At 50.9% G+C, this 16,954-nt stretch carries 19 protein-coding genes and 1 pseudogene; 17 read left to right on the top strand and 3 right to left on the bottom strand.

Annotated elements, in window-relative coordinates:
* The first annotated feature begins 393 nt into the window (after window positions 1-393).
* From ACQY8X_RS12785 to ACQY8X_RS12795, 3 genes are all read left to right on the top strand, one after another.
* Complete coding sequence (locus ACQY8X_RS12785) at window positions 394-1,713, top strand: deoxyguanosinetriphosphate triphosphohydrolase (protein ID WP_428035530.1); 1,320 nt, start codon at window positions 394-396, stop codon at window positions 1,711-1,713.
* 37 nt (window positions 1,714-1,750) lie between these two features.
* Window positions 1,751-2,116 (top strand): translation initiation factor Sui1, encoded by a 366-nt coding sequence (locus tag ACQY8X_RS12790; protein WP_428035544.1) that lies wholly within the window; start codon window positions 1,751-1,753, stop codon window positions 2,114-2,116.
* A 173-nt stretch (window positions 2,117-2,289) separates the two neighbouring features.
* Complete coding sequence (locus ACQY8X_RS12795) at window positions 2,290-3,081, top strand: retropepsin-like aspartic protease (RefSeq protein ID WP_428035531.1); 792 nt, start codon at window positions 2,290-2,292, stop codon at window positions 3,079-3,081.
* A gap of 67 nt (window positions 3,082-3,148) precedes the next feature.
* Here ACQY8X_RS12795 and ACQY8X_RS12800 read toward each other — a convergent pair whose 3' ends face one another.
* Window positions 3,149-4,105: a methylenetetrahydrofolate reductase gene (locus tag ACQY8X_RS12800; protein ID WP_428035532.1), complete on the bottom strand. Its 957-nt coding sequence runs from the start codon at window positions 4,103-4,105 to the stop codon at window positions 3,149-3,151.
* Window positions 4,106-4,310: 205 nt separating this feature from the next.
* Here ACQY8X_RS12800 and ACQY8X_RS12805 point away from each other — a divergent pair, with 205 nt between their 5' ends.
* Entirely contained in the window at window positions 4,311-4,862 is a 552-nt protein-coding gene (locus ACQY8X_RS12805) for a DUF1285 domain-containing protein (RefSeq protein WP_428035533.1), read from the top strand.
* Window positions 4,863-5,166: 304 nt separating this feature from the next.
* On the opposite strand, the gene hisC is transcribed toward ACQY8X_RS12805, so the two are convergent.
* Both hisC and ACQY8X_RS12815 read right to left on the bottom strand, forming a co-directional pair.
* Window positions 5,167-6,228 (bottom strand): histidinol-phosphate transaminase, encoded by a 1,062-nt coding sequence (gene hisC, locus ACQY8X_RS12810; RefSeq protein ID WP_428035534.1) that lies wholly within the window; start codon window positions 6,226-6,228, stop codon window positions 5,167-5,169.
* Between the two features lie 570 nt (window positions 6,229-6,798).
* Window positions 6,799-7,233: a bacteriohemerythrin gene (locus ACQY8X_RS12815; protein ID WP_428035535.1), complete on the bottom strand. Its 435-nt coding sequence runs from the start codon at window positions 7,231-7,233 to the stop codon at window positions 6,799-6,801.
* A gap of 413 nt (window positions 7,234-7,646) precedes the next feature.
* Here ACQY8X_RS12815 and ACQY8X_RS12820 point away from each other — a divergent pair, with 413 nt between their 5' ends.
* The 13 genes and pseudogenes from ACQY8X_RS12820 to ACQY8X_RS12880 form a co-directional block, all read left to right on the top strand.
* Window positions 7,647-8,726: a hydrogenase small subunit gene (locus ACQY8X_RS12820; RefSeq protein ID WP_139203147.1), complete on the top strand. Its 1,080-nt coding sequence runs from the start codon at window positions 7,647-7,649 to the stop codon at window positions 8,724-8,726.
* Window positions 8,726-10,534 carry a nickel-dependent hydrogenase large subunit gene (locus ACQY8X_RS12825; protein ID WP_428035536.1) on the top strand — a complete coding sequence of 603 codons (1,809 nt, stop codon included), beginning with the start codon at window positions 8,726-8,728 and terminating at the stop codon, window positions 10,532-10,534. The genes ACQY8X_RS12820 and ACQY8X_RS12825 overlap by 1 nt, the downstream gene beginning before the upstream one ends.
* 47 nt (window positions 10,535-10,581) lie before the next feature.
* Window positions 10,582-11,274, top strand: coding sequence for a Ni/Fe-hydrogenase, b-type cytochrome subunit (gene cybH / locus ACQY8X_RS12830; RefSeq protein ID WP_091355966.1), 693 nt, complete (start codon window positions 10,582-10,584; stop codon window positions 11,272-11,274).
* 82 nt (window positions 11,275-11,356) lie between these two features.
* Window positions 11,357-11,629: a HigA family addiction module antitoxin gene (locus ACQY8X_RS12835; protein ID WP_091355964.1), complete on the top strand. Its 273-nt coding sequence runs from the start codon at window positions 11,357-11,359 to the stop codon at window positions 11,627-11,629.
* 243 nt (window positions 11,630-11,872) lie between these two features.
* Window positions 11,873-12,535, top strand: coding sequence for a HyaD/HybD family hydrogenase maturation endopeptidase (locus ACQY8X_RS12840; protein WP_428035537.1), 663 nt, complete (start codon window positions 11,873-11,875; stop codon window positions 12,533-12,535).
* On the top strand, window positions 12,535-12,861 hold the full coding sequence (locus ACQY8X_RS12845; protein ID WP_428035538.1) for a HypC/HybG/HupF family hydrogenase formation chaperone: 327 nt from the start codon (window positions 12,535-12,537) through the stop codon (window positions 12,859-12,861). Before ACQY8X_RS12840 ends, ACQY8X_RS12845 begins: the two co-directional genes overlap by 1 nt.
* On the top strand, window positions 12,854-13,282 hold the full coding sequence (locus tag ACQY8X_RS12850) for a hypothetical protein (RefSeq protein ID WP_428035539.1): 429 nt from the start codon (window positions 12,854-12,856) through the stop codon (window positions 13,280-13,282). Before ACQY8X_RS12845 ends, ACQY8X_RS12850 begins: the two co-directional genes overlap by 8 nt.
* Before the next feature lie 57 nt (window positions 13,283-13,339).
* A complete protein-coding gene (locus ACQY8X_RS12855) occupies window positions 13,340-14,215 on the top strand; it encodes a hydrogenase expression/formation C-terminal domain-containing protein (protein ID WP_428035540.1) in 876 nt (291 codons plus the stop codon).
* The gene (locus ACQY8X_RS12860) at window positions 14,215-14,445 is read left to right on the top strand and encodes a rubredoxin (RefSeq protein WP_091355952.1); all 231 of its coding nucleotides are present in this window, start codon (window positions 14,215-14,217) and stop codon (window positions 14,443-14,445) included. The genes ACQY8X_RS12855 and ACQY8X_RS12860 overlap by 1 nt, the downstream gene beginning before the upstream one ends.
* A gap of 12 nt (window positions 14,446-14,457) precedes the next feature.
* Window positions 14,458-15,108, top strand: coding sequence for a [NiFe]-hydrogenase assembly chaperone HybE (hybE, locus tag ACQY8X_RS12865; protein WP_428035541.1), 651 nt, complete (start codon window positions 14,458-14,460; stop codon window positions 15,106-15,108).
* Window positions 15,101-16,297, top strand: a complete 1,197-nt coding sequence (locus ACQY8X_RS12870) for a nickel-dependent hydrogenase large subunit (protein WP_428035542.1) — start codon at window positions 15,101-15,103, stop codon at window positions 16,295-16,297. The genes hybE and ACQY8X_RS12870 overlap by 8 nt, the downstream gene beginning before the upstream one ends.
* Window positions 16,298-16,639 carry a hydrogenase maturation nickel metallochaperone HypA gene (hypA, locus tag ACQY8X_RS12875; RefSeq protein WP_428035543.1) on the top strand — a complete coding sequence of 114 codons (342 nt, stop codon included), beginning with the start codon at window positions 16,298-16,300 and terminating at the stop codon, window positions 16,637-16,639. It abuts the gene before it with no gap.
* A gap of 2 nt (window positions 16,640-16,641) precedes the next feature.
* Window positions 16,642-16,954 (top strand): annotated as a pseudogene (locus ACQY8X_RS12880) (hydrogenase nickel incorporation protein HypB); the annotation flags it as partial.

The following is a 16,954-nucleotide window of genomic DNA, read 5'->3' on the forward strand; positions in this document are numbered from 1 at the left end:
GACTGATAAACCGATTGATCTGCAATGGTTGAGATTACAGTGGAATATCTGTAATTATCTTATTGATAGTTATGAAAATTATTTTGGGGTGATGTTTTATATAACCTGTGTGGATGAGATTATCCTATTTAAAATATCGCTATCCCTGTCGATGCGACAGCTCGTTGCCGGGCCGCATCCAGGCCGGATACCCTGGCTGAAGACATCATACTAAGGTTTGGTTGTCGCGAAGTTGCGCAGGTGGTTTAAGCTGATGCTCAGTGTCCGATCATGGGCTTGAGTCTGTCTGCTGATTTGATCGTTGCGATTACTGCTACTTACCTTGCGGAGACGGATTGATTTGCCCCTCCTGATCCCGCACACTGGAGCGAACAGTATCTGACGGATTGTAAAATGGAGTGGGATAAACTTCTGACAACCAAGCGTTATGGTCATGAGCATCTGACCCCTGAGGAAGTGGGCCGAAGCCATTTTCATAAGGACCATGACCGGATCATCTTCTCCAGTGCTTTTCGGCGACTGGGACGCAAAACCCAGGTGCATCCACTCTCACTGAATGACCATATTCATACCCGCCTGACTCACAGTATTGAAGTGGGGAGTCTGGGGCGCAGTCTGGGTATTCGGGTAGGGGAGTTGTTACAGGACCAGTTACCCGCATGGATCAGCCCGCACGATCTTGGCACGATCGTACAATCGGCCTGTCTGGCCCATGATATTGGCAATCCTCCCTTTGGACATGCAGGGGAGTTTGCTATTCGCGACTGGTTTAAGCACAAAGCTCCGAAACACTATCTTGAAGAACTATCCGCAACGGAATTACTCGATCTGCAAACCTTTGAAGGTAATGCGCAGGGCTTCAGGGTCGTAACCCGGATCGAGAATAATCTGTTTGATGGTGGCCTGAGGCTGACCTACCCGACATTGGGAACCCTGCTGAAATATCCCTGGACAGTGGAACGGGCGGGTAAAAAAGGTAAATTCAGCAGCTTTGGAACCGAGCGGGATATTCTCAATGCGCTGGGACGGGAGCTGGGCCTGGTTAAGTTAGGTGAGGACTACTGGTGCCGTCACCCGCTGGCCTACCTCGTCGAGGCGGCAGATGATATCTGTTATGCCATTCTGGATCTGGAGGATGCGATAGAACTCAACATTCTGGGGTTTAATGATATCAAACCGATCATGCTGCAGATCTGTGGCGATCTTAACTATGAAGATGAGATCTTTTTCACCCAGGCATCGGCGCGGCGGAAGATCTCTGCACTGCGTGGTATGGCAATGGAAAATATGGTTGAGTCTACAGTGGCAGCATTTATGGCGAAGCTGCCGCTGATTATGAACGGCGAGTATACCGGTGAGTTATTGGCGGATGGCGATCCTGGGGTGCGAGAGGGGCTGGAAAAAGCCAAGAATCTGGCTCGTGAACGAGTGTTTCCGGATAACCGCAAAGCGGAACTGGAAGTCGGTGCGTACAGCACTCTGGGTAGTCTGCTGGATTCATTTTGTGCAGCAGCCTATGAACAGCATACGCAGAGCAACGATCAGCTCAGCTACCGTAGCCAGAAAATTATCAGTCTGATGGGGATTCACAGTCCCGATCCTGAATGGCCTTTGTATCAGTCCTATATGCGGGTACTCGATTTTATTGGCGGAATGACCGACAATTATGCCGCCTATCTGTCGCGTCAGATAGGCGGTATGTCAGTCAACTAACTGCAATCTGTAACTAGTAAGGTATCTCGTTGTGTCGATGCGTGATCAGTTAAGTCATCTGGTATTTTCTACAGAGAAAGGGCAGCTGTGTCCGGGGTGTAAAGAAGCGGTTGAACAGTGTATCTGTGATCAGCTGGCAGATCAGGAACGGTTAGGCAGCCTGGATGGGGTGGTACGGATTCGCCGCGAAACCGCTGGCAGAAAAGGCAAGGGTGTCACCACTATCAGTGGCGTACCTCTGGCAGAGAAAGAGTTAAAAGAGCTGGCTAAAAAACTCAAGCAGCAGTGTGGCACCGGTGGCTCATTAAAAGATGGTGTTATCGAGATACAGGGGGACCACCGGGAAAAGCTTAAGCAACTGCTGGAGCAGCGGGGTTTTAACGTTAAGCTGGCGGGGGGCTGAAGATGTCGCTGCGTAAGCGTAAAAAGGTCTGCAAATACTGCTTGATGATCCGTTTTATGCTGTTGTTTATGGCGATTGTCGGGGTTTTCATATTAAATGGGATCTATCAGTTTTTGCATTGATAGAGACTGAAACAGGCGGGATGCCGGTCATCTAAACAGGGAGCGATAACTATGCAGAGAAACAATCACCAATCAGGTAAGAGCCTGGTTCGCTGCGCGGCCACCATGTTCACATGTTTGCTGAGCCTGAGCACACTTTTTGCGTCGTCTGCTACCGCAGAGATCCTGCATTACATTGATGCTCAGGGACGTAAAGTCTTTGTTGATAGCCCGCATAAAATTCCCCCTCAGTTTCGCCAACAAACTCAGCAGATTACTACTGAGGCTCTGTCGGAAGAGGAGAAACTGGCGAGCCAGCAACGTCGTCAGGAACAAGCCGATGCCTATTCGCGAAAACAACAGATTCGTGAGCTGGAGAAAACATTGGCACAGATGACGACGCCCGTCAGAATTATGGGTAATCAGGTGCTGGTGCCGGTCAAAGTTGTCTGGCGAGGGCGAAAAGCCAGCCTCAATCTGCTGTTGGACACTGGCGCCAGTATGACTGTGCTGCACCGGGATGGTGTCAGCTCACTGAATACAGCCAGTCGTGATTCCAGTTATGCCCAGGTTGCCGGAGGCGGACTGATCAAAACCGAGCGTGTGGTGTTTGATCGTATAGAACTGGGGCCATACCGTATCGAAAATAAATCAACTGCAGTCATTGAAACTACCGGCCCACAGCCATTCGATGGGTTATTGGGTATGGATATTCTCGGTGGTGGCGCATACAACGTCGACTATGGTCAGCGTAAAATTGTCTGGTCACCGGAGAAATATAAGGAGCTAGCCGCGGTGCTGGATGCGTTGAAAAACCCACTGGTTCCTGATGCTGCGGCGGACGCTCAGTCAGCTGGTGAATAAGCGTTCTTAGTGTAAATTGACAGCCCAGTAGAAAAAGTGCCCGTGCATTTTACGGGCATTTCTGCGCTTAAAGTTCCAGCTCTGCCAGCTTCAGATCCAGAGTAGCCTTGAGTAGTTTGTACAACCGGATCGCGGCATCGATCTCCTCTTTGCGGTTGGTCAGGCTCTCAATATTCAGTCCCAGAGGGATGCCGAGATCGCCACAGGCTTCGAGAATCTGGTCCAGATTGTTGCGGCAGATACGGATCGATTCCGCCAGTGGGTTGTGGGCATCGAGGATCCGGTGACAGGTTGCCTGAGGCACAGAGATCCCGAGCCACTCAATAAATTCCAGTGTTTTAGCGCTTCCACAGGGCGAGAAGGTGAGAATGATCCGTTTTGGCGCTACTCCCCGCTCTTTGCACTCGCGGGCATAGGAGCTTAACAGGTCGATAGTCGCCTGTGGGTTATAAACCGCCTGGGAGACAAAAAACTCACACCCCTGAGCACTTTTTTCCAACAGTCGCAGGTGTTCATTACCCTTGCTGGCATGGCGCTCAGCAATAGTGACTCCGCCCAGATTGAAATCAAGGCTGTGTTCCTTCAATGCACGATAGGCTTGTGGCAGAGTCAGCTTGATTTCACCGTCAGATGAGGGGCTGCCAACAAGAACGATATCCCGCACACCATAAGGGCACCAGGCCTTGTCCAGCCATTCATTGAAATCATCTTTGTTACGCTGAGATACGCTTTTATAGGTGATCACCGGGCGGCCGGATTGCTCCCGTAGAATCGCAGAATATTCCCGCGGATCATGGGTGTTCATAAAGGGGAACGGACGGGGCTTGTCGATACGGCTGCTTTCGTCCTGAATGTCGTAAACGATGACTCCGTCATAATCGATCTGCTGCAGACGTTCCAGCAGTTTCTTACCGATCTCAGATAACTGCTCCATAGAAACAGAAGATTTCGGCGGGGTGGTGCCAATAAAATAGACGCCGCGTGTTGGGTCGGCGAATTTCTGTTTCAGTAATGAGTCGCTCATTTGGGTATCCGTAAATGTGTTTAAACTGCTATCTGTCTTTGATTTGACGGTAAAGAGTGTTGTTTAAGTACGATCTATTCTAACAATGAATAGCTTTCATGTGTTTAAGTTATAAGGTGAAATTTTTTGCAGACAAGATGAGCCGATTTAATGTCAGCTGAAATACAATATAGATAATAGTGTGTCAAAGAGTCAGGTATAGCGTGTGAACGAGAACAAAGCAGAACTTAAAGCGCTTCAGCGACAACTGGAAACAGATGGCAATCAGGGCCATAAACGCCCTCCGGTGCACCTCTGGAAGCCGGATTTCTGTGGTGATCTGGACATGCAGATCAAACGGGATGGACGTTGGATTCATGAGGGTGGAGAGATTAAACGGCCGGCAATGGTGACTCTGTTCTCAACTATTTTATGGCGTGAAGGTGATAACTATTTCCTGGTAACACCGGTTGAAAAAGTGGGGATACAGGTTGAGGATGTGCCTTTCTTTTTCACAGGTCTTGAGGTTCGTCAGGGGGAGCTGGGTCAGGAGTTGGTGTTTACCTCATCAACCGATGATGTTGTTAGCGCATCTGCTGAGCACCCGATACGGGTTGAGACCGACCCTCAAACCGGAGAGCCGTCACCCTATCTGATGGTGCGTTATGGCATGGAAGGTCGGTTAAACCGTAATGTGTTCTACCAGTTAGTTGAACTCGCAGAGGAGCGAGCGGGGGTATTTGGCGTTGAGAGCTGCGGGGAGTGGTTTGCGCTTTAGTACCGCAGCGGTAGCCAAGCATTATGTCAGACGTTTAGTCAAAACAGCTAACGCTTTTTTCGGTTCTCTTTGTGTTCACTGTGATAAACGTTTTCGGCCAGTATGCCGCTCTTTATTATCCCGTTCCTTTTACGATGTTGCTCTGCCTGACCATGGTCTGGTCTGTTGTTTGGTGCGGGAGAACTCACGGCTTGGGTTCGCTGAGAGCCGCGATCATAAAAAAAGCAGCCGTTGCGGCTGCTTTTATCAATCATTTGAATTAACGCTATGTCGACAGGTTCTTTGATCAGCCAGTCTGGCTAAATCAGATCTGCGGATGTTGCTTAAGGGTTTCGATCAGGGTCTGCATCTCAGCAAATGTGCCGATGGTGATGCGCAGAAAGTTCTCAATGCCCGGTTTGCTGAAGTGTCTTACCAGCAGGTTGTTGCTGCGCAGATATTGCATTAGCTCGGCACCACTGATTGTGTTATGGCAGGTAAAGACAAAGTTGGTTTTAGAGGGGATAACCCTGAATCCCAGCTGCTCCAGTTGAGCGGTTGTCCACTCCCGGCAATCGATGATCTTCTGATTGGTTTCATTGAAGTAGTCAACATCTTCCAGAGCCGCTACCGCTCCGACAATTGCCAGACTATCCAGTGGGTAGGAGTTAAAGGAGTTCTTAACCCGCTCCAGCCCGGCAATCAGATCCTCATGTCCCAGCGCAAAACCGATACGCAAGCCTGCCAGGCTGCGTGATTTAGAGAACGTCTGAATGACCAGAACGTTGTCATATTTCTCGATCAGCCCGATGGCTGAGCTACCACCGAAATCGATATAGGCTTCATCAACGATCACCAGTGATTCGCGGTTTTTTTGCAGCAGTGTTTCGATCTCGTGCAGTGCTGTCTGCCGTCCGGTGGGGGCATTTGGGTTGGCGAAGATGATCCCGCCATTGGGCTGATCGTAATCGGCAAAGTTAATTTCAAAATCATCAGTCAGTGGAATCTGGCGATACTGGATATCGTACAGCTTGCAGTAAACATCATAAAAACTGTAAGTCGTTTCCGGTAACAGCAACGGCTTTTCCTGTCGAAAAAAAGCCATAAACGCCAGTGCCAGAACCTCATCAGAGCCATTGCCCACAAATACATTGTTGTAGTGCAGCTGAAAATGATTCGCCAGTGATTGTTTCAGCGCAGTGGCATCCGGGTCACAGTAGAGACGCAGGCGATCTTTGGGATAGTTGTTAATCGCCTCAACCACCCTGGGCGAGGGGGGATAAGGGTTTTCATTGGTATTCAGCTTAATCAGGTTATCAACCTTTGGCTGCTCACCCGGAACATAGGGGGTCAGCTGGCGGATAGCCGGGCTCCAGTATTTACTCATGATGGATCGCGTGTCGCTATATAAGGAGTTTGCAGAAAGTGCGCTGCAGGGATGGAACTGTTATTCCCGGGCGTCACTGTTGGGCTTAGCATATCAAATAGCAATGCATTCTCGCTATACCGTTTCAGTCTGCCGCAAAAAATAGGGTATAAAAAAACTGCCCGGAGGGAAGGGGTTCCTCAGGACAGTTTCGGTCTTACTTAGCATGTTGATGTAAATATATAGAGAGCGATGTTTTGATAAAGTTCAGCAAAAAACAATTATTTTTAAATTATTTTAAAAATACCTTATGGATAGTGAACGTTGCTGAACTATATGCGATCTAAAAAAAACTGCCCGGAGGGAAGGGGTTCCTCCGGGCAGTTCGGGTCTTGCATATTACGTTGATGTATAACTTTAGAGACGGCTGTTCAGGTAAAGTTCATAAAAATAGTAAAAATATTTTATTTTTTTGATTTTGTTTTTAAGTTGTTGATATTTATTATAAAAAATCTGGCCTTGACTATCTTTTGTACAGTCTTCTCAGTTGTTCCTGGTGCCAGAAGCCGCTAAGTATCCCCTTGTATGTGCTCAGGCGACAGACTGGTTGTAACGGGCGACAAACATCGCCGTCACGCTATCCATGGTTGAGACATGGTTTATCAGCCAGTGACACAGGGTGTTATGCAGATAGTTCTGGAGTGCTTCTGCATCACTATTTTGCTGCCACTGCTGTAATACCCGGGCCAGCTCTGCTAAAACCCGCTCATGTTCCGCTTTATGGCATCCATAAGCGGGAAAATCTACCCGGAGCATCTCGGCCTCTTCGCGGGCAAAATGCTGTGTGCTGTGTTCAGAAATCTCTGTCAGGACGGCACTGATGCATTCTTCTGCTGCTTTATCTCCAGCGGCTGTCTGCAGTATTAGTTGGTCCAGCCGGTTTATCTGCTTGAGTGCTTCTGCATGATCATGGTTCATGAACTCAAGTCCTACGGTGGGAATTTGTTCCGCTGTTAACAGTGACATCTTAGTATCCTCCAATAAGTATTGGGTCTGATCATACGCAAGCCCTGACTCTGCTCCTTGTCCAATATCAAGATGCTTCTCAAATAGCTGGAGCTATAAAGCGCCAAATACGCCTAGTGCAAGGTTGTGACCAGGCTTAATCACCCTCTGTGCTGCTACAGGGGAAGTGGTAAGTAATTAACCGCTTTGCTGAGTGGTTGGATAGATAGTTATCCAGAGGGGGCTGGCCGATGCGCTATAACCCTGATATAGCAAGGTTTTGGGGAGTTGGAACATAATTTGCTGAAAGCTGGAGGATAAATAATAACTAGAGAAGGTACGAACGGTTCTCCTGCTACCAGATAAATAGTCTGAGTACAGTTTGAACCGGACCGGACCTTCCTTAAGCGAGCCTGCTGACGGAGAGAACCGCAATGCCCCAATCAATTGAAACCTTCTATGAAGTGATGCGACGCCAGGGGATTACGCGTCGTAGTTTTCTGAAGTACTGCAGTCTGACTGCAGCGGCACTGGGTCTGGGGCCAGCGTTTGCGCCCAGAATTGCCCATGCGATGGAAACGAAGGAGCGAACCCCGGTTATCTGGGTGCATGGTCTGGAGTGTACCTGTTGTTCTGAGTCCTTTATCCGTTCAGCGCACCCGTTAGTCAAAGATGTCGTGTTGTCGATGATCTCGCTGGATTACGATGACACCCTGATGGCTGCAGCAGGTCATCACGCAGAAGCCGCTCTGGAAGAAACCATTCAGAAGTACAAAGGTAAATATATCCTGGCGGTGGAGGGTAATCCGCCTCTCAACGAGGATGGTATGTTCTGTATTGTTGGCGGCAAGCCATTTCTCGACCAGCTCAAACATGCTGCTAAAGATGCCGCCGCCGTGATCGCCTGGGGGTCCTGTGCGTCCTGGGGCTGTGTTCAGGCGGCCCGGCCGAATCCGACTCAGGCCGTTCCGATTCATAAAGTGATTACCGATAAACCTATTATCAAAGTACCGGGTTGTCCGCCTATTGCTGAGGTTATGACCGGTGTGATCACCTATATGCTGACCTTTGGCCGGTTGCCGGAACTGGATCGTCAGGGGCGTCCGAAGATGTTCTACAGTCAGCGGATTCATGATAAATGCTATCGCCGTCCTCACTTTGATGCTGGCCAGTTTGTGGAACACTGGGACGATGAAAGCGCCCGCAAAGGCTACTGTCTCTACAAGGTTGGCTGTAAAGGACCGACCACTTATAACGCCTGTTCTACGGTTCGGTGGAACGAAGGCACCTCATTCCCGATTCAGGCAGGTCACGGCTGTATCGGTTGTTCCGAAGATGGTTTCTGGGATAAGGGCTCATTCTATGATCGTCTCACCAATATTCCGCAGTTTGGTATTGAGAAAAATGCCGATGAGATCGGTATGGCGGTAGCGGGAGGCGTGGGTGCAGCGGTGGCAGCCCATGCTGCGGTCAGTGCGATTAAACGGGCTCAGCACAAAGGAGATCAGGAATAATGAATACCCCGATGAATGCAAGCGATCTTGATAACTCTGGCCGTCGTATCGTGGTTGATCCGGTAACCCGGATCGAAGGGCATATGCGCTGTGAAGTTAACGTTGATGACAACAATGTTATTCGTAATGCGGTCTCCACCGGCACTATGTGGCGTGGTCTGGAAGTGATATTGAAAGGCCGTGATCCCCGTGATGCCTGGGCCTTTGTTGAACGTATCTGCGGCGTGTGTACCGGTACCCATGCACTGACTTCGGTGCGGGCGGTGGAAGATGCGCTGGGGATTCAGATCCCTCTGAATGCCCATCTGATCCGTCATCTGATGGATAAGACTCTGCAGGTGCATGACCATATCGTCCATTTCTATCATCTGCATGCCCTCGACTGGGTGAACCCGGTGAATGCGTTGAAGGCTGATCCTGTGGGGACCTCTGATCTGCAGAAAATGGTATCGCCGCATCACCCTAAATCCAGCCCAGGTTATTTTAAAGATGTGCAGACCCGGCTGAAAAAGTTTGTCGAAACCGGCCAGTTGGGGCTGTTTTCTAACGGTTACTGGGATAACCCTGCTTATAAATTGCCACCGGAAGCGGATCTGATGGCGGTGGCTCACTACCTCGAAGCTCTCGACCTGCAGAAAGATATTGTCAAGATTCACACCATCTTCGGCGGTAAAAACCCACACCCTAACTTTATGGTGGGCGGTGTTGCCTGTGCGATCAATATCGATGGTGTGGGGGCGTCCGGTGCACCGGTAAATATGACCTCACTTAACTTTGTATTGCAGCGGATTCAGGAAGCGCAGGCGTTTACCAAGAATGTCTATCTGCCGGATGTGCTGGCGGTTGCGGGCATCTATAAAGACTGGCTGCATGGTGGTGGTCTGGCGTCTCAGAATGTTCTTTCTTACGGTACCTATCAGAAAGTGCCGTACGATAAATCTTCCGAACTGCTTCCGGCAGGCGCTATTGTTAATGGTAACTGGAACGAAGTTCACGAAGTGGATGTGCGGGATCCGGAACAGATTAAAGAGTTTGTCGACCACTCCTGGTACACCTATGAGGGTGATAAGCAGGGGCTGCATCCATGGGATGGTGAAACCGCGCCTAAATTTGAGTTGGGGCCCAACACCGTGGGCAGCCGCACTGATATTAAAGAGATCGATGAGTCGGCGAAGTACTCCTGGATCAAAGCGCCACGCTGGAAAGGTCATGCGATGGAGGTGGGGCCACTGGCTCGCTACATCGTCGCTTATGTGTCGGGCAAAGAGTATGTCCAGGAACAGGTGGATCGCTCACTGTCAGCATTTAATCAGAATACCGGTCTTGATCTGGGGCTGAAGCAGTTCCTGCCATCAACGCTGGGCCGAACTCTGGCGCGGGCGCTGGAGTGCGAACTCTGTGTCGATACCATGCTGGATGACTGGCATCAGCTGGTGGGTAATATCAAAAACGGTGACAGCTCTACTGCCAATGTCGAGAAGTGGGATCCTGCCAGCTGGCCAAAAGAGGCGATGGGTGTGGGAACCAATGAAGCTCCCCGTGGTGCCTTAGGTCACTGGATTAAGATCAAAGATGGCAAGATCGAAAACTATCAGGCGATTGTGCCGACCACCTGGAACGGATCCCCCCGGGATGCAGAGGGCAATATTGGTGCCTTTGAGGCGGCATTGATGAATACGCCGATGGAGCGTCCCGATGAGCCGGTCGAGATTCTGCGCACACTGCACAGCTTCGATCCCTGTCTGGCCTGTTCTACCCATGTGATGTCTGCAGATGGGCAGGAACTGACTAAGGTAAAAATCCGCTAAGAACCCGATGCCCGTAGTGAAAACTGCGGGCATGCTGGAGGTATGCTATGGAAACAATAAAACAGAGAAAGCAGACGGCGGTCTATGTGTATGAGGCACCGTTGCGCTTATGGCATTGGGTCACCGTGTTTTCGATTATCACACTCTGTATTACCGGGTATTTTATCGGTTCACCATTGCCGACGATGCCGGGGGAGGCCAGTGATCATTTTCTGATGGGTTATATTCGCTTTGCGCACTTCACTGCGGGCTATATCGTTGCCGTTGGATTTCTGGGACGAATCTACTGGGCCTTTGTGGGTAACAGCCACGCCCGGGAGCTGTTCCTGGTGCCCATCTTCAGTGGCAAATGGTGGAAAGAGGTGGGTCATGAGATCCGCTGGTATCTGTTTCTGGAGAAGACTCCGAAGAAATATATTGGCCATAACCCGTTAGGGCAGCTGTCGATGTTCTGCTTCTTCGTCGTGGGGATCACCTTTATGATCATCACCGGCTTTGCGCTTTATGCTGAAGGATTAGGTCGCGGTAGCTGGGCTGATACGCTGTTTGGCTGGGTGGTGCCGCTGATGGGGCAAAGCCAGGATCTGCATACCTGGCATCATCTGGGGATGTGGTATCTGATTATCTTCGTCATGATGCATGTTTATGTCGCCATTCGAGAAGATATTATGTCCCGACAAAGCCTGATATCTACCATGATTGGTGGTTGGCGGATGTTTAAGGATGACAAGCCCGACTGAGCTTGTCAGCTCATTTAGTTGGTGAGTTTGCCGGGGCTATGCTCCGGCATTTTTATCCTGGGTCGTGATTTTGGAGGCTTTGATGCAACGTTTACGCTTTCATGGGCGTCGTCCTGAGCATCCGGGTGGCTTTCTTGAACGCTGTTACCTCAACCCGTTAAAAATCAGTCAGTCTCAGCTGGCAAAAGAGCTGGGGATCTCCCGACGCAGAGTTAACGAGATTGTAAATGGTCAGAGAGCGATTACCGCAGATACCGCGTTACGTCTGGCGCATTTTTTTCATACCTCACCCATGTTCTGGCTGGAGAAACAGCAGCTTTGGGAGCTGTATCAGGTAGGACGAGAACCGATCTGACAGCTTTAACCATCTGGTTCAATAACTGGAAACTTACTTTCCACTTTGCTCTCTGCTTATAACTGTAACCCCCTCTGTAACACCCCTGGCATGGCGCTTCGTCGCAATACTCTGAGTTGGCATAAAGCTTGTAGTTCTAAATTCAGTCCTGCTTAAGTTCTTATTTAAGTTCTTATTTGAGTTCTTTTTTAAGTCCTTATTTAAGTATGGCAACTTCTGAAACAACAGTGATGTGAGGGGCAGATGTCTGAATCGTTATCCCGGACGGAGTCTGAACTGCGAGTAATGATCCTCGGTATCGGTAACCTGCTGTGGGCCGATGAGGGGTTTGGTATCCGTGTGGTTGAGACCCTGCATGAACATTATCGCTTCCCGGCCAATGTAGAACTGATGGATGGCGGCACCCAGGGGATCTATCTGGTGCAGCATGTGCAGCGCTGTGATCTGCTGCTGGTGTTTGATGCGATCGATTATGGCCTGGAACCGGGAGCCATGAAGGTGATTCATGGCGACGATGTGCCCAAATTTATGGGGGCAAAGAAGATGAGCCTGCATCAGACCGGTTTTCAGGAAGTGCTGGCGATGGCCGAGTTTACCGGCGACTACCCGCAGCATCTGCTGCTGATCGGCGTGCAGCCCGTTGAGCTGGAGGATTTCGGTGGTAGTTTGCGGCCCGCGGTTCAGGCGCAGGTCGACCCTGCCATCCGTATCGCACTCGATTATCTTGACTCATTTGGTATCCATCCTCAGAAGCGTGATCAGCCGCTGCCCCTGCAGGAGCAGTTAGCGCCCTCCGAGTTACAGCAACGCCGCTATGAGGAGGGACGTCCCTCAGAAGATGATGCCTGCCGGCGGGGTGATGAGCGCTTTCTGAATCAGACAGCCGTTAAAGAGAGCGGTAACTGATGTGCATCGGTATTCCTATGAAGGTTGTTCACTGTGACGGATTAGTGGCGGTGTGCGAGTCTGAGGGGCAGCAACAACAGGTTGATATGAGCCTGGTAGGGGCGTTGGACTCAGGCAGTTGGGTGCTGGTATTTCTCGGTGCCGCCCGAGAGCAGATCACGGAACAGCGTGCCAGAGAAACCGCTGATGCGATCACTGCGCTACGCAGTGTGATGCGGGGTGAAACCGTTGATATGGACTCGCTGTTTGCTGACCTGATGCAGAGCGAGCCACAACTGCCTGAACACCTGCAGATAAAGACAGAGGAGCAAGAGAAACATGGCTGAACTGATAGACCGTTTAACTGAACAGCTGGGATATCCATTACTGGATCAGTCCAGCTTCGATGAATTCATTCAGGATCAGCCATTTTCGGTGCTGTTTTTTACCGAAGACCCGGCGCGATTCCCTGAATCTCTGGATGTTGCCGTGATCCTGCCTGAACTGCTGAAACAGTTTCCCCAGCTTACTCCGGCGGTGATCAGTCGTGAGGCCGAGAGGTCATTGCAGGGACGCTATAACTTTACCGTCTGGCCGACGCTGGTGTTGTTAAAAGAGGGACGCTATCTGGGGGCAATCAGTAAGGTGCAGGACTGGGATCTCTATCTCAGGGATATTGAGTCTCTGCTACAGCGGGAACCCACCCGTAATCCCGGCATCGGTATTCCCGTTGTGGTGAATCCGCAGCAGACCCAGCCGTGTGGCTGAAATGATCGACTAAAAAGACAGACTGAAAAGACAGACTGAAAAGACAGGACAGAGCGTATGAACCAGGGCGATATTCCACTGATCAATATGCCGGTTGGCCCCGGCAGTCAGTCAAACGGTGAAGACAGCTTAGTGCTGGACTATATGCCGATGCCAAAAGAGATGCATACCTATGATATTCCGATGTTGCCGGAAGCTGAGCAGTTAGAGAGCTGCCCGGAAACACTGGATCTGCTGGACCGGCTTCAGCAACAGCTGGATGATTACACCCCGGAGCGACCGGTGATCAGTCTTGGACTGGAAAAACTGTCTGCCGCGGGACTTGATCTGATTAACCAGATTCTCGGTGAAGGTGAAGTTGGCCTGATCTGCAAAACTCAGGATGAGATAAGTTACGAAGTACATGCGCAGGAAACCGTTCTGGCGGGTGTATGGCGGCTTCGCTATCTGGATGCCGATGCCAGCCTGATACGGGAAACACTGGAGATTGCGGATGTGCCTTCGGTGGCGCGTCAGTACGCGTTCTCTCAGCCACGTGCTCTGTCGGTCGCCGGTACAGAATGGCCTGCGGGTATTTTAAACGCGCCTCCTGTGTTGATTGAGCTGCAGCATAAAAGCGAATGCTATCAACCGGGTGATGAGCCCCATGTGATCAATCTGTCTCTGTTGCCCTTTTCTCCGGCGGATCATCAACTGCTGGAAGATCACCTCGGCTCGGGTGCGCTGGTGATCTTATCCCGGGGGTATGGGAACTGCCGCATCAGCAGTACTGGAATCTCTCCTATATGGCGGGTGCAGTATTTCAACTCAACGGATCATCTGATTCTCGATACGCTGGAGGTGGTCGATATGCCCGCCGTTGCCTGTGCTGCACCGGAGGATCTGCAGGATAGTGCTCTGCGTCTGAAAGAGATAAGAGAGGTATTAATCTGATGAGTGTTGATTCGGGTCAGAAGTTTGAAGGCAGCTATCTGGGGCAGAACGATCTGCTCAGTGATGCCACCTGTCTGGAGTGCAAAATCTGCTGGTATGTTTACGATCCCGGCAAAGGGGATGATATCTGGCAGATTGAGGCCGGAACGCCGTTCAGTCAGTTGCCAGAGCACTGGCGCTGTCCAGTATGTGATGGCGACAAAGACCAGTTTATGGTGCTGGATAGCTGAGGTGTTAAACAGATGGTGGATATCGGTTTAATTGAGTCCCGTTATGTCGAAATTCTTCACACCCGCATGGAAGGGGTGGCCGTGGTTAACCAGAAACTCCAGGTAAAGGCTCTGGGGTTTCAGTCGCTGGGAAATGAGCAACTGGGTGTCTTAATTACTCCCTGGTTTATGAACCTGATGCTGCTGCCTGAAACTGTGTTGCCAGAGACAATACTGTTGGAAACCGAACTGTCGGAAACTGAACTGTTGGGAACCGAACTGCCGGAATCAGAGGAGCAATGGACTGAGCAGCAGGTGGGCAGCAAATGTATTCGTCATCTGCCCTCCGGGCCCTATGAGTTTATTCTGGGCTGGGATGAGGTTTTAGGTGGTTATGGCATGTGTGCACTGTTCTCTCCCATGTTTGAGTTTAATGATCAGGCTGCTGCTGTTGCCACCGCAGAGGAGGTGATAAAGGCGCTGTTTGAGTCTGATAACTTCGCTCCCACCGACCGACAGCGGCAATTAAGCCGTTCTGATTCGTTGCTGGAAGCCACTGAAAGCAAAGCTGAGCCAGATACTTCAACGGTAACTTCAGACGAAGGGGAAACCGTAAAGCTGAGTCGCCGTCAGTTCCTGACCGGAGGGGGGAAACCAACCGCCCGGTGTTCTGGTCATGGCTGATGTGGCGGGACAAATTACTGCCTTACTGGACTGGCGTGAGGGCAGAATCGCAGCACTACAGCTGACTTCAAGTCGCCCGGCACAGATGGGACGGTTATTTGAGGGACGAACGGTCATCGAGGTTTCGCGGATGATCCCGCTGCTGTTTACGGCCTGCGGTGTGGCCCAGCGGCTGGCCTTTTTACAGGCAGTGGAACAGAGTCGTGGCGCTATCGTTGCCAGAGAGATCAGCAGGGGGCGTCAGCTTTTGCTGCAGGTAGAGAACTGCCGGGAGCTGTTGTTCCGCTTGCTGAAGGACTGGATAGCGACTGATTCCACTAAGATGGCGATATTGCAGCAGATTCAGGGATTGCTAACCAGACTGCTGCGTCGCTGGGATTACCTGTTGCAGCCTCAGCGGAATAAAGACCGCTTGAATAGCGATCAGAATCGGGAGCTGACAGCGCTGTTGGGTCCGGAGCGACAACAGATTGCCGGGCAGTTAAATGAGATGCTCACACCGTTGCTGGGGATGCCTGCAGAGCGTTTCCATGGCTGGCTGGATAAGATATCACCTGAGCATCAGTTCAGCGCTCCGTTGCTAGATCCGGTCATGCAGCTTCACCGTGATTTTTCTGGTGTGACGCTGGGAGCAGATGTGCAACCACTGCCTGACTTGCAACAGAGGCAACAGCAGCAGATACTTAAAACGGCGTCTTCGGAAGTGCAGCAAAGAGTGTTTTGCGCGACACCACGCTGGCAGGGCGAGTGTTGTGAAACCGGTAGTTACAGCACTTACCGTGGTGAGTTACAGCATTTTAAACAGCGGGGCTGGCATGAACTGAGTTGTCGTTATGCTGCTATGTTGATACAGCTGAGTCAGATCCCCGGGGCGATCAGTGCTGATTGTGGCGCTGGCGCAACAGAGTCTGCCAGTGGCATCGCCGAGGGCGTTGGTCTGGGAATAGTAGCAACATCCCGCGGACAGCTGTTACACCGGGTAGAGATGATGGGGGAAAGGGTTTTGAGTTATCACATTCTCGCACCGACCGAGTGGAATCTTCATCCCCGGGGGCTGGTCGCGACAAAGTTACAGGGCGCCAGAACTGAAACCGACTCACAGGCGCTGTCACTGGGTCGAACGATGCTTTTACTGGCGGACCCCTGTGTTGCTTTTGATATCACACTGAATCAATGGGAATCTGTCTGAATGCATGAGATGTCGATCTGCGAAGGGATCATTCAGGTATTGGAAGAGCAAGCGGCCAGTCAACACTATCAGCGTGTGAAAACGGTCTGGCTTGAGATCGGCCCTCTGGCAATGGTTGAGAACGATGCCCTACGGTTTTGCTTTGATGCCGTCACCCGTAACAGTCTTGCTGAGGGTGCGCGGTTAGAAATAATAGAGTTACCAGGGCTGGCATGGTGTCTGGAGTGTGTCAGGTCCGTGACGATAACAAAGCGCTATGATGCCTGTAGCGAGTGTGGCAGTTATCAGCTGCAGGTCACTCAGGGTGAAGAGCTAAGAATAAAAGAGTTAGAGGTGGAATAACCATGTGTACAGTTTGCGGTTGCAGTGAAGGCGAGGTTTCAATCGAGGGACACCAGCATCATCATGGGCATTCTCATTCGCACAACCATCAGGAAGGGCATCATCAACATAGCCATGCTGAAACAGTGGTCGTAGCCGAGGGTAATAACCTGCATTTCGGTCAGGGTGCTGCCCATGCTCACGCGCCAGGTATGAGCCAGAGCCGTATGGTGCAGATTGAGCAGGATATTCTTGGTAAAAATGATCGCTATGCCGGACAAAACCGGCAGCGTTTCGAAGCGCTGAATCTGTTTGCTCTGAATCTGGTTTCCAGCC

Origin of the sequence: Amphritea sp. (genome assembly GCF_050300915.1) — a bacterium.
GTDB lineage: Bacteria > Pseudomonadota > Gammaproteobacteria > Pseudomonadales > Balneatricaceae > Amphritea.